General features: G+C 71.0%; 23 protein-coding genes. 9 read left to right on the forward strand and 14 right to left on the reverse strand.

Translation table 11 applies throughout. The features are described from left to right. Nucleotides 1-22: 22 nt before the first annotated feature. Complete coding sequence (locus ACIBLC_RS13925; RefSeq protein WP_399211124.1) at nucleotides 23-1321, reverse strand: nitrate/nitrite transporter; 1299 nt, start codon at nucleotides 1319-1321, stop codon at nucleotides 23-25. Beyond that, entirely contained in the window at nucleotides 1318-1998 is a 681-nt protein-coding gene (locus tag ACIBLC_RS13930; protein ID WP_399211127.1) for a GntR family transcriptional regulator, read from the reverse strand. The genes ACIBLC_RS13925 and ACIBLC_RS13930 overlap by 4 nt, the downstream gene beginning before the upstream one ends. Nucleotides 1999-2182: 184 nt before the next feature. Here ACIBLC_RS13930 and ACIBLC_RS13935 point away from each other — a divergent pair, with 184 nt between their 5' ends. Next, the gene (locus ACIBLC_RS13935) at nucleotides 2183-3079 is read left to right on the forward strand and encodes a D-alanyl-D-alanine carboxypeptidase family protein (RefSeq protein WP_399211128.1); all 897 of its coding nucleotides are present in this window, start codon (nucleotides 2183-2185) and stop codon (nucleotides 3077-3079) included. Between the two features lie 155 nt (nucleotides 3080-3234). On the opposite strand, the gene ACIBLC_RS13940 is transcribed toward ACIBLC_RS13935, so the two are convergent. From ACIBLC_RS13940 to pdhA (ACIBLC_RS13950), 3 genes are read right to left on the reverse strand one after another with little or no spacing between them, the layout of a single operon-like run. Continuing rightward, nucleotides 3235-4716, reverse strand: coding sequence for a dihydrolipoamide acetyltransferase family protein (locus tag ACIBLC_RS13940; protein ID WP_399211129.1), 1482 nt, complete (start codon nucleotides 4714-4716; stop codon nucleotides 3235-3237). A gap of 10 nt (nucleotides 4717-4726) precedes the next feature. Then, nucleotides 4727-5707, reverse strand: coding sequence for an alpha-ketoacid dehydrogenase subunit beta (locus ACIBLC_RS13945; protein ID WP_399211130.1), 981 nt, complete (start codon nucleotides 5705-5707; stop codon nucleotides 4727-4729). 2 nt (nucleotides 5708-5709) lie between these two features. Then, a complete protein-coding gene (gene pdhA / locus ACIBLC_RS13950; protein WP_399211131.1) occupies nucleotides 5710-6933 on the reverse strand; it encodes a pyruvate dehydrogenase (acetyl-transferring) E1 component subunit alpha in 1224 nt (407 codons plus the stop codon). Nucleotides 6934-7313: 380 nt separating this feature from the next. Here pdhA (ACIBLC_RS13950) and ACIBLC_RS13955 point away from each other — a divergent pair, with 380 nt between their 5' ends. The 3 genes from ACIBLC_RS13955 (at nucleotide 7314) to ACIBLC_RS13965 (ending at nucleotide 9671) form a co-directional block, all read left to right on the forward strand. Then, nucleotides 7314-7979 (forward strand): response regulator, encoded by a 666-nt coding sequence (locus tag ACIBLC_RS13955; RefSeq protein WP_399211132.1) that lies wholly within the window; start codon nucleotides 7314-7316, stop codon nucleotides 7977-7979. Between the two features lie 96 nt (nucleotides 7980-8075). Next, on the forward strand, nucleotides 8076-8510 hold the full coding sequence (locus ACIBLC_RS13960) for a pyridoxamine 5'-phosphate oxidase family protein (RefSeq protein ID WP_399211134.1): 435 nt from the start codon (nucleotides 8076-8078) through the stop codon (nucleotides 8508-8510). Nucleotides 8511-8612: 102 nt separating this feature from the next. Then, nucleotides 8613-9671, forward strand: a complete 1059-nt coding sequence (locus ACIBLC_RS13965) for a phosphotransferase (protein ID WP_399211416.1) — start codon at nucleotides 8613-8615, stop codon at nucleotides 9669-9671. A gap of 142 nt (nucleotides 9672-9813) precedes the next feature. Here the strand turns inward: ACIBLC_RS13965 and ACIBLC_RS13970 are convergent, their stop codons facing one another. After that, nucleotides 9814-11391, reverse strand: coding sequence for a protein kinase (locus ACIBLC_RS13970; RefSeq protein WP_399211136.1), 1578 nt, complete (start codon nucleotides 11389-11391; stop codon nucleotides 9814-9816). Between the two features lie 411 nt (nucleotides 11392-11802). Between ACIBLC_RS13970 and ACIBLC_RS13975 the strand changes: the two genes are divergently transcribed. Beyond that, nucleotides 11803-13458 carry a protein kinase gene (locus tag ACIBLC_RS13975; protein ID WP_399211137.1) on the forward strand — a complete coding sequence of 552 codons (1656 nt, stop codon included), beginning with the start codon at nucleotides 11803-11805 and terminating at the stop codon, nucleotides 13456-13458. A gap of 152 nt (nucleotides 13459-13610) precedes the next feature. Here the strand turns inward: ACIBLC_RS13975 and ACIBLC_RS13980 are convergent, their stop codons facing one another. Beyond that, entirely contained in the window at nucleotides 13611-14141 is a 531-nt protein-coding gene (locus ACIBLC_RS13980; protein ID WP_399211138.1) for a bacterial proteasome activator family protein, read from the reverse strand. A 158-nt stretch (nucleotides 14142-14299) separates the two neighbouring features. On the opposite strand from ACIBLC_RS13980, the gene ACIBLC_RS13985 reads away from it, so the two are divergent. Beyond that, entirely contained in the window at nucleotides 14300-14743 is a 444-nt protein-coding gene (locus ACIBLC_RS13985; protein ID WP_399211139.1) for a hypothetical protein, read from the forward strand. Between the two features lie 197 nt (nucleotides 14744-14940). Here the strand turns inward: ACIBLC_RS13985 and ACIBLC_RS13990 are convergent, their stop codons facing one another. Further along, nucleotides 14941-15921 carry an NAD(P)H-quinone oxidoreductase gene (locus ACIBLC_RS13990; protein ID WP_399211140.1) on the reverse strand — a complete coding sequence of 327 codons (981 nt, stop codon included), beginning with the start codon at nucleotides 15919-15921 and terminating at the stop codon, nucleotides 14941-14943. 243 nt (nucleotides 15922-16164) lie between these two features. Here ACIBLC_RS13990 and ACIBLC_RS13995 point away from each other — a divergent pair, with 243 nt between their 5' ends. Together ACIBLC_RS13995 and ACIBLC_RS14000 are read left to right on the forward strand one after the other, a co-directional pair. Continuing rightward, nucleotides 16165-17208, forward strand: coding sequence for an ATP-binding cassette domain-containing protein (locus ACIBLC_RS13995; RefSeq protein WP_399211142.1), 1044 nt, complete (start codon nucleotides 16165-16167; stop codon nucleotides 17206-17208). Next, a complete protein-coding gene (locus tag ACIBLC_RS14000) occupies nucleotides 17205-18053 on the forward strand; it encodes an ABC transporter permease (protein WP_399211144.1) in 849 nt (282 codons plus the stop codon). Before ACIBLC_RS13995 ends, ACIBLC_RS14000 begins: the two co-directional genes overlap by 4 nt. Before the next feature lie 13 nt (nucleotides 18054-18066). Here the strand turns inward: ACIBLC_RS14000 and ACIBLC_RS14005 are convergent, their stop codons facing one another. The 6 genes from ACIBLC_RS14005 to pdhA (ACIBLC_RS14030) form a co-directional block, all read right to left on the reverse strand. Further along, nucleotides 18067-19176: a potassium channel family protein gene (locus tag ACIBLC_RS14005; protein ID WP_399211145.1), complete on the reverse strand. Its 1110-nt coding sequence runs from the start codon at nucleotides 19174-19176 to the stop codon at nucleotides 18067-18069. After that, a complete protein-coding gene (locus ACIBLC_RS14010; protein WP_399211147.1) occupies nucleotides 19173-20714 on the reverse strand; it encodes a molybdopterin molybdotransferase MoeA in 1542 nt (513 codons plus the stop codon). Before ACIBLC_RS14010 ends, ACIBLC_RS14005 begins: the two co-directional genes overlap by 4 nt. Further along, a complete protein-coding gene (locus tag ACIBLC_RS14015) occupies nucleotides 20711-21817 on the reverse strand; it encodes an NTP transferase domain-containing protein (RefSeq protein WP_399211148.1) in 1107 nt (368 codons plus the stop codon). Before ACIBLC_RS14015 ends, ACIBLC_RS14010 begins: the two co-directional genes overlap by 4 nt. Nucleotides 21818-21880: 63 nt before the next feature. Continuing rightward, nucleotides 21881-23440: a dihydrolipoamide acetyltransferase family protein gene (locus ACIBLC_RS14020; RefSeq protein WP_399211149.1), complete on the reverse strand. Its 1560-nt coding sequence runs from the start codon at nucleotides 23438-23440 to the stop codon at nucleotides 21881-21883. Continuing rightward, nucleotides 23440-24444, reverse strand: a complete 1005-nt coding sequence (locus ACIBLC_RS14025) for an alpha-ketoacid dehydrogenase subunit beta (protein ID WP_399211150.1) — start codon at nucleotides 24442-24444, stop codon at nucleotides 23440-23442. The genes ACIBLC_RS14020 and ACIBLC_RS14025 overlap by 1 nt, the downstream gene beginning before the upstream one ends. Next, nucleotides 24441-25604 (reverse strand): pyruvate dehydrogenase (acetyl-transferring) E1 component subunit alpha, encoded by a 1164-nt coding sequence (gene pdhA / locus ACIBLC_RS14030; protein WP_399211153.1) that lies wholly within the window; start codon nucleotides 25602-25604, stop codon nucleotides 24441-24443. The genes ACIBLC_RS14025 and pdhA (ACIBLC_RS14030) overlap by 4 nt, the downstream gene beginning before the upstream one ends. Before the next feature lie 175 nt (nucleotides 25605-25779). Between pdhA (ACIBLC_RS14030) and ACIBLC_RS14035 the strand changes: the two genes are divergently transcribed. Next, on the forward strand, nucleotides 25780-26280 hold the full coding sequence (locus ACIBLC_RS14035) for an Lrp/AsnC family transcriptional regulator (protein WP_399211154.1): 501 nt from the start codon (nucleotides 25780-25782) through the stop codon (nucleotides 26278-26280). Nucleotides 26281-26437: the final 157 nt, after the last annotated feature.

Genomic DNA, 26437 nt, shown 5'->3' on the forward strand with positions numbered 1-26437 from the left:
CGATCCCCCGACCCCCCACCACCTATGCCGGAACGTGCACCGTCTCCACCCGGCTCGCAACCAGCCGCTCCCGCTCCCTGCGAGCCGCCTGCTTCCGCAACCGGAAGATCTGGCTCAGCCCGGCCGCCTGGAGCACGAACACGGCGGAGAAGGCGACCCGGTAGTTGTCACCGGTCGCGTCGAGCAGCACACCGATCGCCAGCAGCGTCGTCATGGAGGCGACGAAACCACCCATGTTGGTGATCCCGGAAGCGGTGCCCTGCCGCTCGGGCGGATTCGCGGGGCGCGCGAAGTCGAAGCCCAGCATGGACGCCGGCCCGCAGGCCCCCAGCACCGTGCACAGCACGATGAGCACCCACATGGGCGCGTACTCACCGGGATAGACCAGCACCCCCGCCCAGACAACCGCCGTCGCGGCCACCGTGCCGAGCGCGAGCGGCAGCCGCGCCGCGTGATGCCGGGCGACGACCTGGCCGTAGACGAGTCCGACGACCATGTTGGACAGCACGACGAGCGTGAGCAGTTCACCGGCGGTGGCCCGCGACAGGCCCTCCGCCTCGACGAGGAACGGCAGCCCCCACAGCAGCAGGAACACCATCGCCGGGAACTGCGTGGTGAAGTGCACCCACATCCCGAGCCGGGTGCCGGGCTCCCGCCAGGACGCCGCGATCTGGCGCCGGACGTACGCGGACCCCTGGTGCGGGAACGGCTCCGGCTCGTGCCCTTCGGGGTGGTCCTTCAGGAACAGCAGCATGAGGACGAGGACGACGACACCGGCGCCCGCGCTGCCCGCGAACGCCGCCGTCCACCCCACACCGTGCAGCAGCCGGGCGATCACCAGCGTCGAGACGAGGTTGCCCGCCATGCCCACCAGGCCCGCGAGCTGTGCGACGAGCGGCCCGCGCCGGGCCGGGAACCAGCGGGTGCCGAGCCGCAGCACGCTGATGAAGGTCATCGCGTCGCCGCAGCCCAGCAGCGCGCGCGAGGCGAGCGCCATCCCGTACGAGGGGGAGAACGCGAAGCCCAACTGCCCTGCCGTGAAGAGCACTACGCCGATGGTCAGCACCTTCTTGGTGCCGAGCCGGTCGACCAGCAGGCCGACCGGTATCTGCATGCCCGCGTACACGAGGAGCTGGAGGATCGAGAAGGTCGACAGCGCGGAGGCGTTGACGTGGAAGCGGTCCGCCGCGTCCAGGCCAGCCACCCCCAGCGAGGTGCGGAAGATGACGGCGACGAAGTAGACGGAGACGCCGACACCCCAGACGCCGAGGGCGCGCCGTCCGCCGGGCGGATCCCCGGGCAGTGTGGCCGCGGAACTCATCGGACCTCGCCCCGCGCCAGGTTGGAGAACCAGCTCACGTGCCCGTGGATGAGGGCGACGACCGCCTCCGCGTCACCGGAGCGCAGCGCGGCGAGGATCTGCTCGTGCTCGGTGAGCGTCTTGGTGATCCGGTCGGGGTGGGCGTGCATCACGGCGACGCCCATCCTCAACTGCCGGTCGCGGAGCTGGTCGTAGAGCCGGGAGAGGATCTCGTTGCCGCCGCTGCGGACGATCTCTGCGTGGAAGCAGCGGTCGGTGACGGCCGCGGCGGCCAGGTCCCCGGCCGCGGCCTGCTCCTTCTGCTGGGCGAGCAGCTCCTCGAGGCGGGCGATGAGCCGCGGTGACGCCGGTACGGCCTTGCGCGCCGCATGGCTCTCGACGAGCTGCCGCGTCTCCACGACGTCCGCGATCTCCTGTGCGGAGACGGGCAGGACGAGCGCGCCCTTCTTCGGGTAGAGCCTGATCAGGCCCTCCACCTCGAGCCGGAGCAGCGCCTCGCGCACCGGGGTGCGCGAGACCCCGACGGCCTCGGCGAGCTCGCCCTCGGTGAGCAGCGTGCCGCCCTCGTAACGGCGTTCCAGGACACCCCGCTTGATGTGCGCGTAGACGCGGTCGGCGGCGGGGGGTTGCTTCACGGACATGGTCGGGGTTGCCGCGGGGGACGGGGCGGAAGGCATGGGCACAGCATAGATACATCACGTACGCATGGTCACCCTCTTCCAGAATGCGGACGCCGGAAGTGCGCACGAACACTTCTCCGATAAACCGCACAACCTTTCGTGATACTTACGTGTCACACGAGAGGCGGCACTCCCATGTAGCCGCGCTCCTTGGGCATTTAACGTAATCGGGGTAGGAAACTTGATAACCGGCATTAAGGGCACGCGCGTCCGCAGAGCTGCCGCCGTGGTCGTCACGACCGGCGCCATGATCGCGACCGGAGCCCTCAGCGCGGCTCCCGCACAGGCTCTCGCGACGCCCACGATCGCCGCCAAGGGCGGCTACGTGATGAACAACGGCACGGGCACCAGCCTGTACTCCAAGGCTGCGAACACCCGCCGTTCCACCGGCTCCACCACCAAGATCATGACGGCCAAGGTCGTGCTCACGCAGACGAACCTCAACCTGGACGCCAAGGTCACGATCCAGAAGGCCTACAGCGACTACATCGTCGCGAACAGCGCCTCCTCCGCGCGCCTGATCGTCGGCGACAAGGTCACCGTCCGTCAGCTCCTGTACGGGCTGATGCTGCCGTCCGGCTGCGACGCCGCGTACGCGCTCGCCGACAAGTTCGGCACGGGCACGACGCGCGCCGCCCGGGTGAAGTCGTTCATCGGCAAGATGAACTCCAAGGCCAGCCAGCTCGGCCTGACGAACACCCACTTCGACTCGTTCGACGGCATCGGAAACGGCGCCAACTACTCGACGCCGAAGGACCTGACGAAGCTCGCGAGCAGCACGATGAAGAGCTCCACGTTCAAGACGATCGTGAAGACGAAGTCGTACACCGCGAAGACGATCACGAGGACCGGTTCCACCCGCACCATGGGCAAGTGGACCAACACCAACGGTCTGCTGAGCAGCTACAGCGGCACGATCGGCGTGAAGACCGGCTCCGGCCCCGAGGCCAAGTACTGCCTCGTCTTCGCCGCCACCCGCAACGGCAAGACCGTCATCGGCACGGTCCTCGCCTCCACGTCCATCACGGCCCGTGAATCGGACGCCAAGAAGCTGATGAGCTACGCCTTCGCCCGGTAACACGCGCGCGAAGACATGCGTGTAGACCGGTAGCAGGCACGAGGACCGGTAACGCGTATGAAGAGGGAGCCCGCCGCACTTACGCGGCGGGCCCCCTTTTTCGTTCTCCTACTGATCCCCCTGATCCCCGTCCTCGCCCACCGGGCCGGGGAGGGTCACGACCAGGTGATCAACCGCTTCGGCTGCTCCAGGACCGCCGCCACGTCGGCGAGGACCTTGGAGCCCAGCTCCCCGTCGACCAGACGGTGGTCGAAGGACAGCGCCAGCGTGGTGACCTGACGCGGCTTGACCTTGCCCTTGTGGACCCAGGGCTGGAGCTTGATGGCGCCGACGGCGAGGATGGCCGCCTCGCCGGGGTTGAGGATCGGCGTGCCGGTGTCGACGCCGAAGACGCCGACGTTCGTGATGGTGACCGTGCCGCCCTGCATCGCCGCGGGTGACGTCTTGCCCTCGCGGGCGGTGGCCACCAACTCACCCAGGGACTCGGCCAGTTGCGGCAGGGTCTTGGCGTGCGCGTCCTTGATGTTCGGCACCAGCAGGCCGCGCGGCGTGGCGGCCGCGATGCCCAGGTTCACGTAGTGCTTGAGGACGATCTCCTGACTGGCCTCGTCCCACGACGCGTTGACGTCCGGGTGGCGCTTGATGGCGACCAGCAGGGCCTTGGCGATCAGGAGCAGCGGGTTCACGCGGAGACCGGCGAGATCCTTGTCCTGCTTGAGCTCCTCGACCAGCTTCATCGTGCGCGTCACGTCGACCGTCACGAACTCGGTGACGTGCGGCGCGGTGAACGCCGAGCCGACCATCGCCGCGGCCGTCGCCCTGCGGACACCCTTGACCGGGATACGGGTCTCGCGTGCCGTGTCGTACGAGGGGACCGGGGCGGTGATCTGGACGGGGGCGGCCGGGGTCGCCCGGCCGGCCGGCTCCGGTGCCCGCACCGCGGGTGCCGCGGGCGCCGGGGGTGCGACAGCCGCGTGCACGTCGTCGCGCGTGATGATGCCGTCCGGGTGGGACGGGACGATCGTCGCCAGGTCGACGCCGAGGTCCTTGGCCAGCTTGCGGACGGGGGGCTTGGCCAGCGGGCGGGCCGCGGCGGACACGGAGTGCCCGTGGCCGTTCAGCTCGGCCTGGATCGCCGAGGCCGCGAGGAGGGGCTCGGGGGCCTGTGTGGGGACCTCGGTGCCCTTTCGGGGGCGGCGCTTGGTGGAGGACACGGAAACGCCGTAGCCGACCAGGACCGGCTTGCGGCCCTCGGTCTTGGGCTCCTCGGTCACGGTCTCCTGGGCCGGGGCGGATGCCTCGGCCGGAGCCGTCGCCCCGGCGGGGACGGTCGCCCCGGCCGGAGCGGCCGAGCCTGCCGGAGCTGCCGCGCCGGCCACCTCCACCGCGATGATCACCTGGCCCACGTCCACCGTCGTCCCCTCGGGGAAACGGAGTTCGCGCACCACACCGTCGTACGGGATGGGCAGTTCCACGGCGGCCTTGGCGGTCTCGACCTCGCAGACGACCTGGCCGTCGGTGACCTGGTCGCCGATCCGGACGTACCACTTGAGGATCTCCGCCTCGGTGAGCCCTTCGCCCACGTCGGGCATCTTGAACTCACGGAGTCCCGACGCGTTCTCGGTCATCGTCGTCACGGCCCTCTCCTCAGTACGCAAGCGAGCGGTCGACGGCGTCGAGCACCCGGTCCAGGCCCGGGAGGTACTCGTCCTCCAGACGCGCCGGCGGATAGGGGACGTGATAGCCGCCGACCCGCAGGACAGGCGCCTCCAGGTGGTAGAAACACCGCTCCGTGATGCGGGCGGCGATCTCCGCGCCCGTGCCCAGGAACACCGGCGCCTCGTGCACCACGACCAGGTGGCGGGTCTTCTCCACCGACGCCTGGACCGAGTCGAAGTCGATCGGGGACATCGACCGCAGGTCCAGGACCTCGACCGACTTCCCCTCCTCCTGCGCCGCCGCCGCGGCCTCCAGACAGACCTTCACCATCGGGCCGTAGGCGACGAGCGTCAGGTCGGCGCCCTCACGGACCAGCTGCGCCTTGTGCAGCGGTCCGGGGATCGACTCCCTGTTGACCTCGGACTTGTCCCAGTAGCGGCGCTTCGGCTCGAAGAAGATCACCGGGTCGTCGCTCTGGATGGCCTGCTGCATCATCCAGTAGGCGTCCGAGGAGTTCGAGGGGGAGACCACCTTCAGGCCCGACACGTGCGCGAACAGCGCCTCGGGGGACTCGGAGTGGTGCTCGACCGCGCCGATCCCGCCGCCGTACGGAATGCGGATCACCACGGGGAGCTTGATCTTGCCCAGCGCCCGCGCGTGCATCTTCGCGAGCTGCGTGACGATCTGGTCGTAGGCGGGGAAGACGAAGCCGTCGAACTGGATCTCCACCACCGGGCGGTAGCCGCGCAGCGCGAGGCCGATCGCGGTGCCGACGATGCCCGACTCGGCGAGCGGGGTGTCGATGACCCGGTCCTCGCCGAAGTCCTTCTGGAGGCCGTCCGTCACCCGGAACACGCCGCCGAGCTTGCCGACGTCCTCGCCCATGACCAGGACCTTGGGGTCGGTTTCCAGGGCCGTGCGCAGCGATTCGTTGATCGCCTTGGCCAGCGCCAGCTTTTCCGCCGTCATCGCTACTTGCCCTCCCCTTCGTCCGCGAACGACGCCTGGTAGGCGGCGAACTGGGCCCTCTCCTCGTCGACGAGCGAGTGCCCGTCCGCGTACGCGTTCTCGAAGATGGCGAAGTGGTCCGGGTCCGGCATGGCCCGCACGACTTCGCGCACTCGTCTGCCCAACGCTTCGCTTTCGGTCTCGAGTTCCGCGAAGAATCCCTCGTCCGCGTGGTTTGCGCCTTCGAGGTAGGTGCGCAGGCGCAGGATCGGGTCCTTCACCTGCCAGGACTCGGTCTCCTCGTCGGCCCGGTACTTGGTCGGGTCGTCGGAGGTGGTGTGGGCCCCCATGCGGTAGGTGAAGGCCTCCACGAGGGTGGGGCCCTCGCCGCGGCGGGCCCGCTCCAGGGCCCACTTGGTGACGGCCAGGCAGGCCAGGACGTCGTTGCCGTCGACGCGGACGCCGGGGAAGCCGTAGCCCTGGGCGCGCTGGTAGAGCGGGACCCGGGTCTGCTTCTCGGTCGGCTCGGAGATGGCCCACTGGTTGTTCTGGCAGATGAACACCACGGGGGCGTTGTAGACGGCGGAGAAGGTGAACGCCTCGGCGACGTCGCCCTGGCTGGAGGCGCCGTCCCCGAAGTAGGCGATCACGGCCGAGTCGGCGCCGTCCTTGGTGATGCCCATGGCGTAGCCGGTGGCGTGCAGCGTCTGGGAGCCGATGACGATCGTGTAGAGGTGGAAGTTGTTGGTGTTCGGGTCCCAGCCGCCGTTGTTCACGCCGCGGAACATGCCGAGCAGGTTGGCCGGGTCGACCCCGCGGCACCAGGCGACGCCGTGCTCGCGGTAGGTCGGGAAGACGTAGTCGTCCTCGCGGGTGGCGCGCCCGGAGCCGATCTGGGCGGCCTCCTGGCCGAGCAGCGAGGCCCACAGGCCCAGCTCGCCCTGGCGCTGGAGGGAGGTGGCCTCGGCGTCGAACCGGCGGGTCAGCACCATGTCCCGGTACAGGCCGCGCAGCTCTGCGGGGGTGATGTCGGCGACGTACGGGTCGTAGGTGGCGTCCTTGACCCGCTTGCCCTCGGGCGTCAGCAGCTGGACGAGTTCCGGGTCCGCGCCCGGTGACTTGCCGGCGCCGGCGCGCTTGGCCCCGGTGCTCGCGGCGCGCTTCGTACCGGCCGTGCCGGTACTCGCGGCGCTCTTCGTCCCGGCGCTGCGTCGCGGCTTCTGCGCGGCAGTGCTCTCCACGGTCACGTGTGCTCCTCCGTCGGTCCGGCCCCCGGGGTTGCCGGTCGGCCAGTGCGGCTCGCCCGCTCCAGTACCTGTGCACGGGGTGGGTGCACTCGGCCGGGAACAGGCGTGACAGGTGCCCCGGCGAGCGCCCTGCGTCAGCCACGTTACCCAGTGCTTCACATTTCTGTGAAAACCCTCCTGACCTGCGATTTTGCTCGGATTTCCAACTACTTTTTAGTCGGATTTCCAACTACTTCGCCTCGGTCGGGAACAGTCGCTGGTCACAGCGCTGGTAACAGCCTTGCAGGGGGCCGGAACACCGGCACGTTATCCCGGTCACCCCAGGCACGGGAAGAGTTCACCCCGGGGCAGGGCCAATGGTCCTGTGTGACACTGACACTGTGCGCGAAACGGCAAAAACAACCGTATTTCTCCTCGACGATCACGAGGTGGTCCGGCGCGGCGTCCACGAGCTGCTCTCCGGCGAGGACGACATCGAGGTGGTCGGCGAGGCCGGCACGGCGGCCGACGCGCTGACCAGGATTCCGGCCACCCGCCCCGACGTCGCCGTCCTGGACGTACGGCTGCCCGACGGCAGCGGCGTGGAGGTCTGCCGTGAGATCCGCTCCCGGAACGAGGACATCAAGTGCCTGATGCTGACCTCGTACGCCGATGACGAGGCCCTCTTCGACGCGATCATGGCGGGCGCGTCGGGCTACGTCCTCAAGGCGATCCGCGGCGACGAACTGCTCTCGGCCGTACGTGACGTCGCCGCGGGCAGGTCCCTGCTCGACCCGGAGGCCACCGCCCGCGTCCTGGAGCGGCTGCGCGACGGCGGCACCGCCAGGAGCGAGGACAAGCTCGCGCACCTCACCGACCAGGAGCGCAGGATCCTCGACCTGATCGGCGAGGGACTCACCAACCGCGCGATCGGCGAGCGGCTGCACCTCGCCGAGAAGACGATCAAGAACTACGTGTCGAGCCTGCTGTCCAAGCTGAGCATGGAACGGCGGTCCCAGGCGGCGGCGTACGTGGCCCGCCTCCAGGCGGAGCGGCAGCGGCACTAGCCACCCCTGTCCGCGCCGTCCACACGGGACCTATGGCCCCTCTTCAAAGGGCTGGTGGCTCTTCTGCGGGTCTCCCCGGTGCCGGAGATTGGGCGTATGCCCGACGCACAGCCGGCCGACGAACAGCGCGCCGTGGACCTGATCTCCCGCACCGACTACGGCCGGGTGGCCACCAGCCTGCACGCCCTGCCCTTCCTCGCACTCACCCGGCACATCGTGGCCGACGGACGCGTACTGCTGCGGATGGCCCGGAACTTCGGGTACCACCAGGCGTGCGCCGACAGCATCGTCGCGTACGGCACCGACAACCTGAGCTCCGCGCGGCCGGGCGAGGACCTGTGGTCCGCGCAGATCGTGGGCCGGTGCTTCACCGTCGAGCCGACCGAGGCCCAGCTGGAACGCTTCGGCCTCCCGCCACGACTGGTGGACGGCGAACCGTACGAGCCCGTCTATCTGGGCATCGAGCCGCAACTCCGCACCGTGCACGCGATGGACCGTGGCCTGGAACGGCGGTTCCAGCACGTTCTGTGACCGATCTTGCGAGACGTACGACTGTGTGTGACAAACCCGAGGTCAGAGGCTTTTTCGTGCCCTAGCATCTGCCGCGTGCCGCGCCCTCCCGCACCACCCCCGGTGTCTCACGCGCCCCCCTTGGGCGCCCTCCTCCGCCAGTACGCCGCCGGGTCCGCCCTGACCTGCGAACCCGTCGACCAGGGTCTGCTCAACCGCGGCTACCGGCTGCGCACCACCCGCGGCCGGTACTTCCTCAAACACCATTTCGACCCCGAGACCGCCGACCCCGCCGCGATCGCCCGCCAGCACCGCGCGACCCAGCGCCTCGCGGACCTCGGTGTCCCGGTCGCCCCGCCGCTGACCGGCACCGACGGCCGCACGGTCGCCGTCGTCGGCGGTCACGCGTACGCGCTGCACCCGTGGGTCGACGGACGGCACCGGCACGGCGGCCAGCTCACCACCGCGCAGTGCGCGCGGCTGGGGGCGCTCCTGGGCGTCGTCCACGCGAGCCTGGAGCAGGTGATGCCGGTCCAGGGACGCGGGCCCGCGAGACCGGCCGCCGGTGCCGAACCGGCCGAGCCCGGCGCCCCGGCCCCGCGCAACGATCCGGCCGATGGCGCCGACCCCGCCGACACCTTCGCGCTCATCGACCGGCTGCTCGCCCGGGTACGCCGCCACCGTCCGCCCGACGCCTTCGACGAACTGGCCCGGCACCGGCTCCTGGAGCGGCGTCTCCTGCTGGAACGGCATGCCGACCGGCGGCCTCCGCGAGGCGGTTCGGTGGGCTGGGTGCACGGCGACTTCCACCCGTTCAACCTGCTCTACCGCGACGGCGAACCGGCGGCGATCGTCGACTGGGACCGGCTGGGCGTCCAGCCCCGCGCCGAGGAGGCCGTACGCGCCGCGATGATCTTCTTCGTCCAGCCCGTCGGCACCCTCGACCTGCCGAAAGTGCGTGCCTACGCGCGCGCGTACCGGCGTACCGCGGGCGCCACCCCCTCCGAACTCGCCGCCGCCGTGCACCGCGTGTGGTGGGAGCGCCTGAACGACTTCTGGATACTGCGCTGGCACTACGAACGCGGGGACACGCGCGCCGACTCGCAGTTCCCCGCGGCGTCGGCGCTGGCGGTGTGGTGGACACGGGAGTACGACCCGGTGTGCGAGGCGTTCACGGGGTGACGCGGCGAAGCCCGGCTCCCCTGTCCGGGGGGGCCGGGCTTCGATGCGGTTCGAAGCGAACGGCACGTGCGCCGGGAGTTCGATTCGAAAGGCATGCGCGCGTGGAGGCGGTTTTCACGCCGGCACGCCGGTGAAGCGCCTGTCAGCCGCCGGTCAGGCCGCTGGAGGTGTCACCGGTGACGCCCCCCGTATCGGTGGGCTCCTCGGTCACCGGGTCCGTCGGCTCCTCGGTGGTCGGCTCGTCCGACGGCTCCGTGGTGGTCGGCGCGGTCTCGCTCGGCTCGGCCGTGGGCTCGTCCGACGGCTCGGTGCTGTTGCTCGGCGACGGCGTGTACGAGGGCGTGGTTCCCCATCCGGAGCCGTTGCTGGTGCCCTTGTCCGTCGACTCGTCGGTGGCGGTTTCCGAGGCCTCGTCACTGGGGCTCGCGCTGGAGTCGCTCTTCTCGGTGGACGACGACGACGTCGTGGGCGACTGGCTGGTTCCGGTCCCTCCCTCGCCGCCCCCGGTGTTGTTGAGCGCGAGCGCGACGCCCGCCGCGATGGCGACCACCGCGAAGACCGCGAGGATCCACAGCTTGCCGCGGCCGCCGCCCTTGTTGCCGTGGCCCTCGAAGCCGCCGTCGTCCCCGCCGCCGTACCCGCTCGGCAGGATCGGCTGCGGGATCTGCGACGTACCGGAGTCGCCGGGACGCGGCAGCGCGGCCGCACCGGCGAAACCCGCCACCGGGGTGCGCTGGCCCTGGTCCGCGTCGACGGGGCCGGTGTTCCAGGTGCCGGTGTGGCTGCCCTGGTCGTACAACATCTGCAGCCCGTACTGGACGAGCCCGCGCATCTCCTCGGCGGTCTGGAACCGGTCGTCCGGATCCTTCGCAAGTGAGCGCATGACCAGACCGTCGAGCTCCGGCGGCGCCGCGTCGGAGACCTCGGACGGCGGCACCGCGATGTCCTGTACGTGCTGGTACACGACCGCGAGCGGCGTCTCACCGGTGAACGGGGGCCGCAGCGCGAGGAGTTCGTAGAGCAGGCAGCCCGTCGCGTACAGGTCGGAGCGGTGGTCGACGGCCTTGCCGAGCGCCTGTTCGGGGGAGAGGTACTGCGGGGTGCCCATGACCATGCCGGTCTGGGTCATCGTCGACTGCGCGCCGTGCAGGGCGCGTGCGATGCCGAAGTCCATCACCTTGACCGCGCCGGTCTCCGTGATGATCACGTTGGCCGGCTTGATGTCCCGGTGCACGATGCCGTGCTGGTGCGAGTAGGCGAGCGCCTCCAGGACACCGGAGACGATGATCAGCGCCTGCTCGGGCCCGGGGGCCTCGGCGTTGATCAGCAGGTCGCGGATCGTGTGGCCCTCGACGATCTCCATCACGATGTACGGGACGACGCGGGAACCGACGACGTCCTCGCCGGAGTCGTACACGGCCACCACGGCATGGTGGTTGAGCCCGGCGACCGACTGGGCCTCGCGGGTGAAGCGGGCCTTGGAGACCGGGTCCTCGGCCAGATCGGAGCGGAGCAGCTTGACGGCTACGGTGCGTCCCAGGCGTACGTCCTCGGCCGCGAACACCTCGGCCATGCCGCCCCGGCCCAGCCGGTGGGTGAGCCGGTACCGGCCGTCGCCGACCAGTCCGCCGTTACCCCACAACTCCGGCGCATCCGACATACCGCCGCCGCCAGTCGCCTCGGGGTCGGACGGGCCCTGAGCGCGCTGCTGCTGTGCCATCAGTCCTCGCCGTCGTTTCTGCCCGCGGTCTGCGCGGTGGTTGTCACGGTCTCCGTCGGGCCACGCTACAGGCATCTCGCAAGGCGCCGGTCCGAGACGGAAGTGGGATGGATCGGCCATCCAACCCGTCCCGGGTACCCACGTGCAAATCCTGTGCACCGGCCGTACGACACCTGTAACGCTTCCGCGACGCTTCCTTCGCAGACGGTCACGGAACGGGCACCGAGCTTGACGTGTCAGTGGCCTCGGGCAGACTTGGCCGGGAATGAGCCAATCGATCACCGAACACCGGCCGATCACCGGGCAGATCGCACCACCGATCACCTCACCGATCATCACAATCGAGTCATCGAGTCACGGACCGCGGGAGCGAACAAGCCGCTGCCGCCGCGCCGATGGGGGACGCAGAAGATGAGCCAGGACGGCGCACAGGGCCGGTATGCGGGGCGTGCGGTCGCCGGCGGCCGCTACCAACTGCGCGACTTGCTCGGCGAGGGCGGCATGGCCTCGGTGCATCTCGCGTACGACTCGGTACTCGACCGCCAGGTCGCGATCAAGACGCTGCACACCGAGCTCGGCCGCGAGCAGGCCTTCCGTGAGCGGTTCCGCCGCGAGGCCCAGTCGGTGGCGAAGCTCACGCACACGAACATCGTCTCGGTCTTCGACACCGGCGAGGACGTCCTGGACGGCATGACGACGCCGTACATCGTCATGGAGTACGTCGAGGGCCGCCCGCTCGGCTCGGAGCTCGACCAGGACATAGCGAGTTACGGCGCCATGCCGGCGGACAAGGCCCTCAGGATCACCGCGGACGTGCTGGCGGCCCTGGAGATCAGCCACGAGATGGGCCTGGTCCACCGGGACATCAAGCCGGGCAACGTGATGATGACGAAGCGGAACGTCGTCAAGGTGATGGACTTCGGCATCGCCCGCGCCATGCAGTCCGGCGTCACCTCGATGACCCAGACCGGCATGGTCGTCGGCACGCCGCAGTACCTCTCGCCCGAGCAGGCCCTCGGCAGAGCCGTGGACGCCAGGTCCGACCTGTACTCCGTCGGCATCATGCTGTTCCAACTCACCACCGGGCGGCTGCCCTTCGAGGCGGACTCGCCGCTGGCCATCGCCTACGCGCATGTCCAGGAGGTGCCGGTCGCGCCCTCCTCGGTCAACCGCTCGCTGCCTCCGGCCGTGGACGCGCTGGTCAGCCGCGCGCTGAAGAAGAACCCGAACGAGCGGTTCCCCAGCGCCGAGGCGATGCGCGACGAGTGCCTGCGCGTCGCGCAGTCGCTGCACGGCACCGCGCCGAGCATCGTGCCGGGCGCCCAGACGCCGAGCGGCGCGGGCGTCTCCTCCGCGGTCTTCCCGCCCGTCGACCAGGCCGCTCCCGCACCCGGTCCGGTGCAGATGCCCTACCAGCCGGGTCCCTACGGTCCGCCGACTCCCGTGTCGCCCCACACGCCGAACCCGACGCCGGCGCCGTCGTACGGCTATCCGCAGCAGGGCGGCTATCTGGCGCCGCCGGGGGCCTCGGCGTACTCCCCGCAGCAGGGCGTCTCCACCCCGCCGCCGTACAACCTGACGCCTCAGTACCCGACCCCCCAGCCGGGCGGCTCCGGGGGCGGCCGCAAGGGCGGCAAGGGGGTTGTCGTCGGCTCGATCGCGGTCGCGCTCGTCGCGGTCGGCGGCCTGATCACGGCGCTGCTGCTCCAGAACGGGTCCGGTGACGACGACAAGGGCGGCGGCGATGCCAGCCGGTCGCCGTCCGTGGTGGCCGGGCACCGGGGTCCGGACACGACGAAGACGATCGAGACGGAGAAGTGCACGGAGCCGCAGGAGTCGTACAACGACGAGACCAAGATCCGCGTCCCGGACTTCTCCTACCGGTACATCAAGTCGGTGAAGTCCTGCTTCCAGGCCGCGGGTTGGAAGATGAAGATCGAGTACGTCGACGAGAACACGTACGGCGAGGGCACGATCATGGACCAGTTCCCCTCCGAGGGCACGGACGTCGACCCCCGGGACATGCCCGATATCGAGCTGAAGGTGTCGACGGGCAACCCGTCCTGATTCCGCCCGGTCCCGAGCCTTCTCCTGGTCTGCTTCTCAACTGCTCCTGACCTACCTGCTCCGGATCTGTCTGCTCCGGATCTGCTTCTGAGATGCGAGGGGCCCGGCACTTTCGTGCCGGGCCCGTTTCGTTGTGCGGGTGTCGCCCGGGGTTACAGGTACGGTCCGCCCGTGTGCGGGTTCTCGTCTCCCTCGGCGCCGCCGACGCCCGGCGGAAGGGCGCGGCGCATCGACTCCAGCTGGGCCCTCGCCGCCATCTGCTGGGCGAAGAGGGTGGTCTGGATCCCGTGGAAGAGGCCTTCCAGCCAGCCGACCAGCTGTGCCTGCGCGATGCGGAGTTCGGAGTCGGAAGGGATCCCCTCGTCCGTGAACGGAAGGGAGAGACGCTCCAGCTCGTCGACCAGGTCGGGGGCCAGACCGTCCTCCAGCTCCTTCACGGAGCTCGCGTGGATCTCCTTCAGCCGGACGCGGCTCGCCTCGTCCAGAGGTGCCGCGCGCACCTCCTCGAGCAGCTGCTTGATCATGCTGCCGATGCGCATCACCTTGGCGGGCTGTTCCACCATCTCCGTCACCGGGATCTCGCGGGAGTCCTCGTCCCCGGCGCCGCCGAGCGCCATTCCGTCCTGGCCCACGACCAGGATCTGTGGGTTCTCCGGCGACCGTTCGTTCCTCGGCATCTCCATGCCGCCCATTGTCTCGCACCCGTCCACCGCGGCATCCGTCGGGCCGCCCGTCGGCCAGGACACCGGCGCGGAGGGACCGGCCGAGATGCCGGGGCAAAGGGGACATGTGAGGCTTGACCCACTGATCATGGACTCCTCACCGGGAGGGGGTCACCGGCGTGACTCCATGGCTCCGTGCGCTGCGCGTGGTGGGACTGCTGCCGGCCCTGACGATCGGGGCCGCGCCTCTTTCGTACGCCGCGTCGCCCGCCGGCCCGCATGCGGCTCCGTACGCCGTTCTGTACGCCCCCGAGCCCAGTGGCGACCCCTCCCGTGCGGGGAGCCATCCGGGTGAGGGCCGTCAGCGGCCCGGGCGGCAGCCGGAGGGCGAGGCCGCGATGCCGACGTACGCGGATCGCGACCCCGCCGTCCCCGGCCGCCTCGACGCGAGCGCGGCCTCCCAGCCGCCGCGGGAGGCCGCGATCCCCGTACGGCAGATCGTCGTCCGCCCCGGGATCGCCCCGGAACCGGTGCTCCGGATCGTGCCCCTGGGCAGCGGGCTCATACTCATCGGGCTGGGGCTGGGCCTGGCGTTCCTCGCCCTGCGGTTCCGGCGTGGCTGAAGGCTGGACGAAGGGCTCGGCCGAAACCGCCGCGCGGGGCCCGGCATCCGCTTCTCGGCTTCAGCTCGGCCGGGCGCGGCCGGGGCCCGGCTTCAGCCACTCGGCTTCGAGCTCGGCCGGGGCTCTGTGGAAGCCCCGGCCGAGGGGTCGGCGGAAGCCCCGGCCGAAGGACCGGCCGAAGGCGGTCGGGTCCCTCCTCAGGGAGCGACCAGCAGCACCTTCCCGATGTGTCCGCTCTCCTCCAGCACCCGGTGGCCCTGCGCCGCGTCGTCCATCGGCAGCTCACGGTCGACGACCGGGCGGACGTGACCGGAGGCGATCAGCGGCCACACGTGCTCGCGTACGGCCGCGACGATCGCCGCCTTCTCCGCCGGCGGGCGGATCCGCAGCGAGGTCGCGGTGACGGCGGCGCGCTTGTTGAGGAGGGTGGCGATGTTCAGCTCGCCCTTGATGCCGCCCTGCATACCGATGATCGCGAGCCGTCCGTTGACGGCGAGCGCCTTGACGTTGCGGTCCAGGTACTTGGCGCCCATGTTGTCGAGGATGACGTCGGCGCCCGCCCCGTCGGTGGCCCGCTCGATCTCCTCGACGAAGTCCTGCTCGCGGTAGTTGACGAGGATGTCCGCGCCCAGTTCGGCACAGAAGTCGAGCTTCTCCTTGGTGCCCGCCGTGACCGCGGCCCTCGCGCCGACGGCCTTCGCCAGCTGGATCGCCATGGTGCCGATGCCGCTGGAGCCGCCGTGCACGAGCAGGGTCTCGGCGGGGCGGAGATGGGACACCATGAAGACGTTCGACCAGACGGTGCAGGTCACCTCGGGCAGCGCGGCGGCCTGCCGGAGGCCGACACCCTCGGGCACGGGCAGCAGCTGCCCGGCCGGAACCGCGACCTTCTGCGCGTACCCGCCGCCCGAGAGCAGTGCGCACACCTCGTCGCCGACCGCCCACCCCGAGACACCGGCGCCGATCTCGACGATGCGGCCCGAGCATTCGAGACCGGGGTACGGGGACGCGCCGGGCGGCGGATTGTAGAGGCCCTGCCGTTGCAGCAGATCAGCGCGGTTCACGGCGCTGGCCACCACCTCGACCAGCACTTCGCCGTGACCGGCCACCGGATCCGGGACCTCGTCCCACACCAGCGCCTCGGGCCCACCAGGTTCAGGAATCGTGATCGCGTACATGAGAGGGACGCTACTCCTCGCGGTTATCGGGGCGTGCGCCCGCGGTAATCGGGATGCGCGGATCCGCCGGTAGAGGCACGGTGTAGGCAAAGAGACCGCAAAGCCGGCGAGACGTGGCCGCGGACGACTGTGCGAACGGCGGAGACGGACACCTGCGCGAACTGCCCAGGCCGCGGGCGATGAGTTCGCGTCACCGCACCGGTCTCCCTTGCGTAGCCCCCGTCCCCGGAAGGACTCCGAGACATGAGCGCACTCAGCGCACCGAGCACACCGGCCTCCGGTCTGGCCATCGAGACCGCGGGTCTGGTGAAGACGTTCGGCGAGACCCGGGCCGTCGACGGCGTCGACCTCGCCGTACCGGCCGGCACCGTCTACGGCGTCCTCGGGCCGAACGGCGCCGGCAAGACGACCACCGTGAAGATGCTGGCCACCCTGCTGCGCCCCGACGGCGGCCAGGCGCACGTCTTCGGCCACGACGTCGTACGGGAGGCCGACCAGGTGCGCTCCAGAGTCAGCCTCACCGGCCAGTACGCGTCGGTGGACGAGGACCTGACCGGCAGCGAGAACCTGGTGCTGCTCGGCCGCCTCCTCGGACACCACAAGCGGGCCGCCGGCATCCGCGCCGCCCAGCTCCTGGAGGCATTCGGGCTGAGCGAGGCGGCGGGAAAGCAGGTCAAGCACTACTCGGGAGGCATGCGGCGGCGCATCGACATCGCCGCCTCCATCCTCAACACCCCCGACCTGCTCTTCCTGGACGAGCCGACCACCGGCCTCGACCCGCGCAGCCGCAACCAGGTGTGGGACATCGTGCGCGCGGTCGTCGCCCAGGGCACCACCGTGCTGCTCACCACGCAGTACCTGGACGAGGCCGACCAGCTGGCGTCCCGGATCGCGGTGATCGACAAGGGCAAGGTGATCGCCGAGGGCACGAAGGGCGAGCTGAAGGCGTCCGTCGGCGCCGGTTCCGTACATCTGCGGCTGCGCGATCCGGCGCAGCGCCCGCAGGCGCGGGAGGTGCTGCGCCTCACCCTGGACGCCGAGGTCAAGCTCGAGCCGGACCCGGTGGCGCTGACGGCCCGGGTCGGCGGAGGCGCCGCCAACGGCCGGGGCGCGGCGGAACAGGCGGCGCGCGCACTCGCCGAGCTGGCCCGCACCGGCGTGGTCGTCGACAACTTCTCGCTGGGCCAGCCGAGCCTGGACGAGGTCTTCCTCGCCCTCACCGGACATGTGACCGACCCCGAGGTTCCCGCGGCCGACGACACGATGGACAAGGAGGCGGCGGTATGAGCACCGCGACGACCACCGAGAACCAGGAACTCGCCCCCGTCAGCGCCGAGTCGCTGGCCGAGCTCCTCATCAGCAAGGAACGCCCGCCGCGGCCCAGCGCCCTGTCGGCGTCGCTGACCTTCGGCTGGCGGGCGATCCTCAAGATCAAGCACGTGCCGGAGCAGCTCTTCGACGTCACCGCGTTCCCGATCATGATGGTGCTGATGTACACGTACCTCTTCGGCGGTGCGCTGGCCGGATCGCCGAAGGAGTACATCCAGTTCCTGCTGCCGGGCATCCTGGTGATGTCGGTCGTGATGATCACCATGTACACGGGTGTCTCGGTCAACACGGACATCGAGAAGGGCGTCTTCGACCGCTTCCGCACGCTGCCGATCTGGCGGCCGTCGGTGATGGTCGGCTATCTCCTCGGCGACGCCCTGCGCTACACGATGGCATCGATCGTGATGCTCGTCGTCGGCGTGATCCTCGGCTACCGCCCGGACGGCGGGGTCCTCGGCGTACTCGCCGGCATCGTGCTGCTGCTGGTCTTCTCGTTCGCGTTCTCGTGGATCTGGACCATGTTCGGACTGCTGCTGCGCACCGAGAAGTCGGTGATGGGCGTCAGCATGATGGTGATCTTCCCGCTGACCTTCCTCTCCAACGTCTTCGTCGACCCGAAGACCATGCCCGGCTGGCTTCAGGCCTTCGTCAACAACAGCCCCATCACCCACGTCTCCTCGGCGGTCCGCGGCCTGATGGCAGGCGACTGGCCGGCCGCCGAGGTCGCCTGGTCACTGGGCTGGGCGGGCCTGCTGATCCTGGTCTTCGGACCGATCACGATGCGGCTCTACAACCGCAAGTGACCCTGCGCGAGCGCTAAAGCCTGTGCTGGTCCATGCGCAGGCGCTGGACGTCGGGTGCCACCTGGGTGCCCGGCGTCACCCGCATGATGGTGATGAGCCGGTCCGTCAACTGGAGTGTCCCGACGGCCGGATCGTCGTATCCGAGCACCCGATGGCCTCGTACGACACTCACCACCAGGTCGTCCGTCTCCCGTACGCCCTTGCCCACCTCGGCCTTGACGACCGGCCGCTCCACGATGTCGAGCCCGCTGCCCTGCTGGATGAGGTCCTCCATGACCATGCCCGCGGCGGGACTGAGCACGGAGAGCCCGAGCAGCCGCCCGGCCGCGCTGGCGCTGGTGATCACGGCGTCGGCACCGGACTGGCGCAGCAGCGGCGCGTTCTCCTCCTCCCGCACGGCGGCGACGATCTTCGCCCCGCTGTTGAGCTGCCGCGCGGTCAGCGTGACCAGCACGGCCGTGTCGTCCCGCTGGGTGGCGATGATGATCTGCCGCGCCTTGCGCACCTCGGCCCGGTCCAGCACCTCGCTGCGCGTCGCGTCCCCGACGACCCCCGCGTACCCCTCGGCCGTAGCCGCGTCGACCACCTTGGAGCTTGGATCGACCACCACGACCTGTTCCTTCTTCAACCCGGTCGCGCAGACCGTCTCTATGGCCGACCGCCCCTTGGTACCGAAGCCGACAACAACGGTGTGATCTCGCAAGGCCGCCCTCCAGCGGTTCTGCCGCCATTCCTCGCGGGTGCGTTCCGTGAGGACTTCGAGCGTGGTGCCGACCAGGATGATCAGGAACAGCACGCGCAGCGGTGTGATGAGGAAGATGTTGGTGAGCCGGGCGCCGTCGCTGACCGGGGTGATGTCGCCGTATCCGGTGGTGGAGAGGGTGACGGTCGCGTAGTAGAACGCGTCGAGAAGGTCGACGGAACCGTCCGAGTTGTCGGTGTAGCCGTCACGGTCGGCCCAGACGATGAACGCCGTGGCCGCGAGCACCAGCAGCGCGATCGCCACCCGCTTGCCGACCTGGCGGATCGGGCGTTCCACGATGTTCCTCGGGAGTTTCACCCGATGGGTCACGAGGTGCTCGTCCGCCTGGCGGGCCATCGCGTCGTGGCCCGGAAGTTTCACGTGAAACACACTCCGATTCCTGCTGCTGCCCAGGGCAGATCGAGCAGCTCCAGCTCCTGACCCGCACGTGCCCCGCCCGGTGGTACGACCGCGAGGGCGTCGGCCGCCGCGATGCCACGCAGCATCGCAGGTCCGTTGTAGTGCAGCGGCACCGCCCGGTCGGCGCGCAGGACGACGGGGACGAGCCGCGTGTCGTACGGGTGCCCCTGCACAGCTTCTTTCAAAGGCAGCGTGTACGACTCCGCCGCCGCCCGTCCGGCGAGGACGCGCAGCAGGGGTTCGGCGAGCGTGAGCAGCCCGGAGACGGCCGCCAGGGGGTTGCCAGGCAGGCCGACGAGGTACTGGTCCGGCTTGGTGCGGGCCAGGAGCATGGGGTGGCCCGGGCGCACCTTGACGCCGTCGATGAGCAGTTCGGCGCCGATGCGCCCCAGGGTGGGGTGGACATGGTCGACGGGACCGGCCGCGGTACCGCCGGTGGTGATGATCAGGCCGGCCGCGGAGCCGGTGATGGCCCGTTGCAGGGCCTTGGCGTCGTCACCGAGCCTGCGCACCGCGATGACCTCGGCGCCGAGCGCGCGCAGCCAGGGCGGCAGCATCGGGCCGAGAGCGTCCCGGATCAGCCCTTCCTGGGGCAGCCCCTCGGTCAGCAACTCGTCGCCCAGCACGAGGACTTCGACACGCGGCCGGGGGATGACGGCGAGGGTGTCGTACCCGGCGGCCGCCGCGAGACCCAGCACGGCGGGCGTGACCAGCGCGCCGACCGGCAGGAGCTGGTCGCCGCTGCGGCACTCCTGGCCACGCGGGCGGATGTCCTGCCCGTGCACGACGTTGGGGGCCACCCGGGCAGCGGCGGAGCCGGAATACTCGGGGAGCGCCGCGTGCAGCCGCCCCTTGTCGTCGCCGCGCCCGTGCTCACTGCGCAGTACGGCGGTGGCGTCCTGTGGGACACGCGCCCCGGTGGCGATCCGCACCGCCTCGCCGTCGGTGAGCGCCGCGGGCTGCGCGTGCCCCGCGAGCACTCCTTCCTCGCGCACGTTCCAGGGGCCGGGCCCGGCGACCGCCCAGCCGTCCATCGCCGAGGTGTCGAACGGGGGGAGGTCCGTCAGCGCGGTGAGGGGGGCGGCGATGACCAGGCCGAGGGAGGCGTCCAGCGGTACGGACACGGGGGCGGGGCGGGGGAGGGAACCGGCGGCTCGCTCGGCGGTGGTGCGGGCCTCGGGCCATGGGGTGGCCTCGTGACGGACGCCGTGGTCACCGCCACGATGGTCTCCGTGGCCGCTGCCGCTGCGGTCTCTGTGGCCGCCGACGCTTTGGTCTCCGTGGCCGCTTCGGGGGGCGTGCGCGCGAGGTTCGCCCGGCGGGGTGGAGACGGGTGCGGAGGGCGCACGGGAGCCGCCTCGGGCAGCCCTGTCGCCGGGGCCCGGCTCGGCCGAGGCTCGGGCGCTGCCTTCCTTGACCAGCGCCAGCGCCTCCTCCACCGCGAGGTCGTCGAGGTCGCCGGCGCCCTGGCTGTCCCGGGTACCGCGCGCGGCGGTCATCCGGCGTCCGGCCCGGAGACGGGCCCCGCACCGGTTCCGTCCGCGGGGCCCGTCTCCGGCTTGGCTTCGGCGGCCTCCTCGTCGGCCCAGCGGAGCGCCAGCGCGGCGGCCTTGCGCGCGGCCTCGGCCACCGCCTCGGGGCCTCCCCCCGCCCGGGCGGCCGCGTACCCCACGAGGAACGTGGTCAGCGGCGCCGCGGGCCGGGCCACCCCGTGCGCGGCGTCGCGAGCCAGGTCGAGGAGGACGCTGATGTCGACGTCCAGATCGATGCCGAGTTCGTCCTTGACTGCGGAAATCCATTCATCCAACACGTGCCCATGCTCCCTGATACGTGCCCGGGCGGCGGCGATGTCGTCCCAGGTGTCGCAGTCGAAGGACGCGACGGGGTCGGAGATTCTGATGAGATCGAGCGCGGCGGTGAGCTTCCGGAGCGGCAGCCCGGCCAGAGTCCGGCCCGCGGCGGAGTCACCGGTGGACGTATCGGCGGTGAACGCGTCCAACTCCCGCCGCAGCGACCGTACTCGGTAAGCCGCCACGAGTGGCTGGTCCCTGCCCTCGGGATCGACGAGCAGGACGCCGTCGGGGCCGGTCTGCTTCCCTTCGGTACCCGCCGGCTCGATGGCACCGGACTTTTCTCCGGCGTCCCATGTGTCGGCGACGCCCGGCTTCCGCCCGGCATCCACCGGACCGGCGACACCCGGTTTCCCTCCGGCATCCACCGGACCGGTGCCGCTCGCCCGAAGTGCCTCCACCAGTCGCCCCACCGTCCCCGCGGTCAGGAACGGCAGGTCGGCGGAGAGCACGACGACGTACTCGGCGGTGGTGTGCCGCAGCCCGGCGTCGAGCGCGGCGAGCGGTCCCCCGCCGGGCGGGTCCTCCCGGGCCCACAGGACGGGGCGAGCGGTCGGCCGGGGGTCGGCCACGACCACGGTGGTGGCGGCGTCGGCGCAGGCGGTGAGCACCCGGTCGAGCAGCGCCCGGCCGCCCACCCGCACCGCGGGTTTGTCCACCCCGCCGAGCCGCCGGGCGGCTCCTCCGGCGAGCACGACGGCGTCGTACGGGAGAGGGGCGCCGGGGTCACCCGGTGCCTCGTACGCGTTCATCCCCCGAGTATGGGTGTCCGAAGGATCATTGCCACCCCCTGAGCGGCATGTGGACGGGGGCGGTCACAAGGTCCGCAGCAGCACCGCCGGCTGTTCCACGCAGTCCGCCACGTAGCGCAGGAACCCGCCTGCCGTGCCGCCGTCGCACACCCGGTGGTCGAAGGTGAGCGAGAGCTGCACGACCTGACGCACGGCCAGCTCGCCCTGGTGCACCCAGGGCTTGGGGGCGATCCGGCCGACGCCCAGCATGGCCGCCTCGGGGTGGTTGATGATCGGCGTGGAGCCGTCGACACCGAACACCCCGTAGTTGTTCAACGTGAAGGTGCCGCCCGTGAGTTCCCTGGGTGTCAGTGTCCCGGTCCGCGCGGCTTCGGTCAGCCGCGCGAACTCCGCGCTCAGCGATTCCGCGTCACGGGCGTGCGCGTCCCGTACGACGGGTACCACGAGTCCCCGCTCGGTCTGCGCCGCGAAACCCAGGTGCACCTGGTCGAGTTGGACGACTTCGCGCGCTTCCATGTCGACCGTCGAGTTCAGCTCCGGGTGACGGGCCAGCGCGGCGGTGCAGATCCGGGCGAGCAGGGCGATGAGGGAGATCTTCGGGCCGCCCGCGTCGTTCATCCGCACGCGCGCCCGCATGAGTTCCGTGGCGTCGGCGTCCACCCAGCAGGTCGCGTCGGGGATCTCCCGACGGCTGCGGGAGAGCTTGTCGGCGACGGCACCGCGGATACCTCGCAGGGGCACGCGGGTGCCGTGCGGGGTGCCGGCCGAGCCGGGTACCCCGTTCGCCGGCTGTTGCGGGGACCGGGAAAGGGGTGCGCCGAGAGGAGCGACGGGACCGTGTCCGACGACCGGTGCCAGGAGGGGGTCCGCGGCGGGCATCCGTGCGTGACCCGTCGCCGCCGCGCGCAGCGCGTACTCGACATCCGCCCGCAGGATCAGCCCGTCGGGCCCCGAACCCTCCAACTCGCGCAGATCCACGCCGTTTTCACGCGCGAGCCGCCGTACGAGCGGAGAGATGACCGGCACGGGGCCGTCCCCGCGCGTGGCCGCGCCGCCGTGATCACCGTTGACCGGTCGCCGGGTATGCGTACCCGGCCCGTACCCGCCCTCGGTGACCGTGTGGTCCCCGTCGCCGGAAGGCGCGGCGGAACCGCCTCCGGCCCGTGTGAGGTCACGCCCCCCGTTCGGGGCGACCGTCACACCGTCCGCCTCCACCCGCGTGCCCGGGGGAGTCCCAGGCCGGCGCGAGGCCGGCGCGCCCGTCGTGTCCGGGGGCCGGACCCTCCTGCGCCGTGCCGGAGGCGCCCCCGTGCCGTATCCCACCAGCACGTTCCCGGATCCCTCGTCGCTTCCCTCGTCGCTCTCCCCGTCGGCGGACGCGCCCACGGCGACGGTCAGCAGGGGTGCGCCCACGGGAAGTTCCGCGCCCTCCTCGCCGAACCGGGCGGTGACCACACCGCCGTACGGGCAGGGGACGTCGACCATCGCCTTGGCGGTCTCGACCTCGACGACGAGCTGGTCGACGACGACGACCTCGCCGACCTCGACCAGCCAGCGGACGATCATCGCCTCGGTGAGTCCCTCCCCGAGGTCGGGAAGCCTGAACTCCAACACTTGGGCCATCAGCTGTCCGCCTCCCATTGCAGACGCCCCACGGCGTCCAGGATCCGGTCGACGCCAGGCAGGTGGTGCCGCTCCAGCATCGGCGGCGGATACGGGATGTCGAACCCGGCCACGCGCAGCACCGGCGCCTCCAGGTGGTGGAAGCAGCGCTCGGTGATCCGCGCGGCGATCTCCCCGCCCGGCCCGCCATACCCACCCGACTCGTGTACGACGACCGCACGCCCGGTCCGCCGTACCGAAGCCGACACCGTCTCGTCGTCGAACGGCACCAGGGAGCGCAGGTCGACGACTTCGAGGTCCCAGCCCTCGTCCCGGGCCGCCTCGGCGGCTTCGAGGCAGACGGGCACGGACGGCCCGTACGTGACGAGTGTGGCGCTCCGGCCGGAACGCCGCACCATCGCGCGGCCTATCGGTTGAACGGCCGGCGGCTCGTCCGGGTTCCAGGAATCCTTCGACCAGTACAGCCGCTTGGGTTCCAGGAAGACGACGGGGTCGTCGGAGGCGATGGCGGCGCGCAGCAGACCGTAGGCGTCGGCGACCGTCGCGGGCGTGACGACATGGAGGCCCGGAGTCGCCATGTAGTACGCCTCGGAGGAGTCGCTGTGGTGCTCGACGCCGCCGATGCCGCCGCCGTAGGGGACGCGGATGGTGATGGGCATCGGCATCGCGCCGCGCGTGCGGTTGCGCATCCGGGCGACATGGCTGATCAGCTGCTCGAACGCCGGGTAGGCGAACGCGTCGAACTGCATTTCCACGACCGGCCGCAACCCGTACATGGCCATGCCGACGGCCGTCCCGAGGATGCCCGCCTCGGCGAGCGGTGTGTCCGTGCAGCGGTCCTCGCCGAACTCCTCGGCCAGCCCGTCGGTGACCCGGAAGACGCCGCCCAGGGTGCCGACGTCCTCGCCCATGACGTGGACGGCGGGGTCGGCGGCCATGGCGTCGCGCAGCGCGCGCCCGAGAGCCTGCGCCATGGTGGCGGGTTTCAGGGCAACGGTCGTCATCGCCCGGCTCCCTCTGAGCCGGATGCCTCGGCCGAGCCGTGTGCCTCGGCCGCCAGCTCCGCGCGCAGTTGCGCCTGCTGCTCGCGCAGTTGCGGTGTGGGCTCGGCGTACACGTGGGCGAACAGGTCCATGGGGTCGAGCACCGGGTCCTGGTTCATCCGCTCGCGCAGATCCGCGGCCATCGTCTCGGCGTCCTCGCGCACGGCCCGCATCCGGTCCTCGTCGAGCAGCCCGCGCTCGGTCATCTCGTGCTCCAGGAGCGCGATCGGGTCGTGCGCGCGCCAGGTCTCGACCTCGGAGTCGCCTCGGTAACGGGTGGCGTCGTCGGCGTTGGTGTGGGCGTCGACGCGGTACGTGACGGCCTCGACGAGCGTCGGGCCGCCCCCCGCGCGCGCGTGGCGCACGGCATCGCTCAGCACCTCGTGCACGGCCGCCGCGTCGTTGCCGTCCACCAGGCGGCCCGGCATCCCGTAACCGACGGCCTTGTGGGCCAGCGACGGGGCGGCGGTCTGCTTGGCGAGCGGTACGGAGATGGCGAAGCCGTTGTTCTGGACGAGGAAGACGACCGGGGCCTGCCAGACGGCGGCGAAGTTCAGCGCCTCGTGGAAGTCGCCCTCGCTGGTGCCGCCGTCGCCGACCATCGCCAGGGCGATCACGTCGTCGCCCTTGAGGCGGGCGGCGTGCGCCAATCCCACGGCGTGCGGGAGCTGGGTCGCCAGGGGCGTGCACAGCGGGGCGACGCGGTGCTCGCGGGGGTCGTAGCCGGTGTGCCAGTCGCCGCGCAGCAGGGTGAGCGCCTGAACGGGGTCCAGGCCCCGGGCGACGGCCGCGAGGGTGTCGCGGTAGCTGGGGAAGAGCCAGTCACGGTCCTCCAGGACGAGCGCCGCGGCGATCTCGCAGGCCTCCTGGCCCGTGCTGGACGGGTACACGGCGAGGCGGCCCTGCTTGGTGAGGGCGGTGGCCTGCGTGTTGTAGCGGCGCCCGCGCACCAGCTCCGCGTACAGGCGGTGCAGCAGGGCGGGGTCGACCCGGGCGGCCGCGTCGGTGCCGAGCACGCGGTAGGGCAGCGCGTCGGGCAGCAGCGGCGCGGGGTCGGTACGGGGCTGCCAGGCGGGCGGCGGCGTTGGCCGGTAGGCCCCTCGCTGCTCCATGACGGTCATGACGGCACCTCCTCGTGGGAGACGGCTTCAGACGCGTCACGGGTGTGACGCGTCGCACCTACCGATTGTTCGGTCGTCGACACATTTTGGCTACAGGCACCGTCAACCTGTGGACAAACGGTTCTGCACATCCTGGAATGGACGCAGTACGTCCATGGTAGGGAGGCGGGGGGACATGGCACCTGAACAAATGGCCGAGCCGCCGGAGGCCGTCCCCGCGCTGCCGCCGGCCCGCCCCCTCGACGCCATAGACCAGGACATCCTCCAGATGCTCCAGGCGGACGGCCGCGCCTCGATACGGTCCGTGGCCGAACGCGTCCACGTGTCGCGGGCCAACGCCTACGCACGTATCAACCGCCTCATCGAGGACGGCGTGATCCGCGGCTTCGGGGCGCGCGTGGACCACGAACGCGCCGGGCAGGGCACCTCGGCGTACGTCACCCTGAAGATCGTGCAGAACTCCTGGCGCACGGTCCGCGAGCAGCTGAGAGTGCTCCCCGGGGCATCCCACATCGCCCTGGTGGGCGGCGATTTCGACGTCCTTCTCCTGGTGCACACCCCGGACAACAAGGCACTGCGCGAACTGGTCCTCACCCGCCTCCAGGCCATCCCGGAGGTGCTCAGCACCCGGACACTGCTGGTGTTCGAGGAGGAGGACCTGGAACCGCAGGGCTGAACCCCCCGGCCACCGGGACACTCAGGGCTCCGGTCGCGACCGACGGGGGTATTCAGGGCCTCGGCCTACCGGTGTGCTCAGGCCCCGCCCGTCGAACCGACCGGGGCCTACAGGACTCCTCGGTGACCGGCCGGGGCAGGGCCCGTTGGCGTCCGAG

The organism is Streptomyces sp. NPDC050535 (assembly GCF_044457665.1).
Taxonomy (GTDB): Bacteria; Actinomycetota; Actinomycetes; order Streptomycetales; family Streptomycetaceae; genus Streptomyces.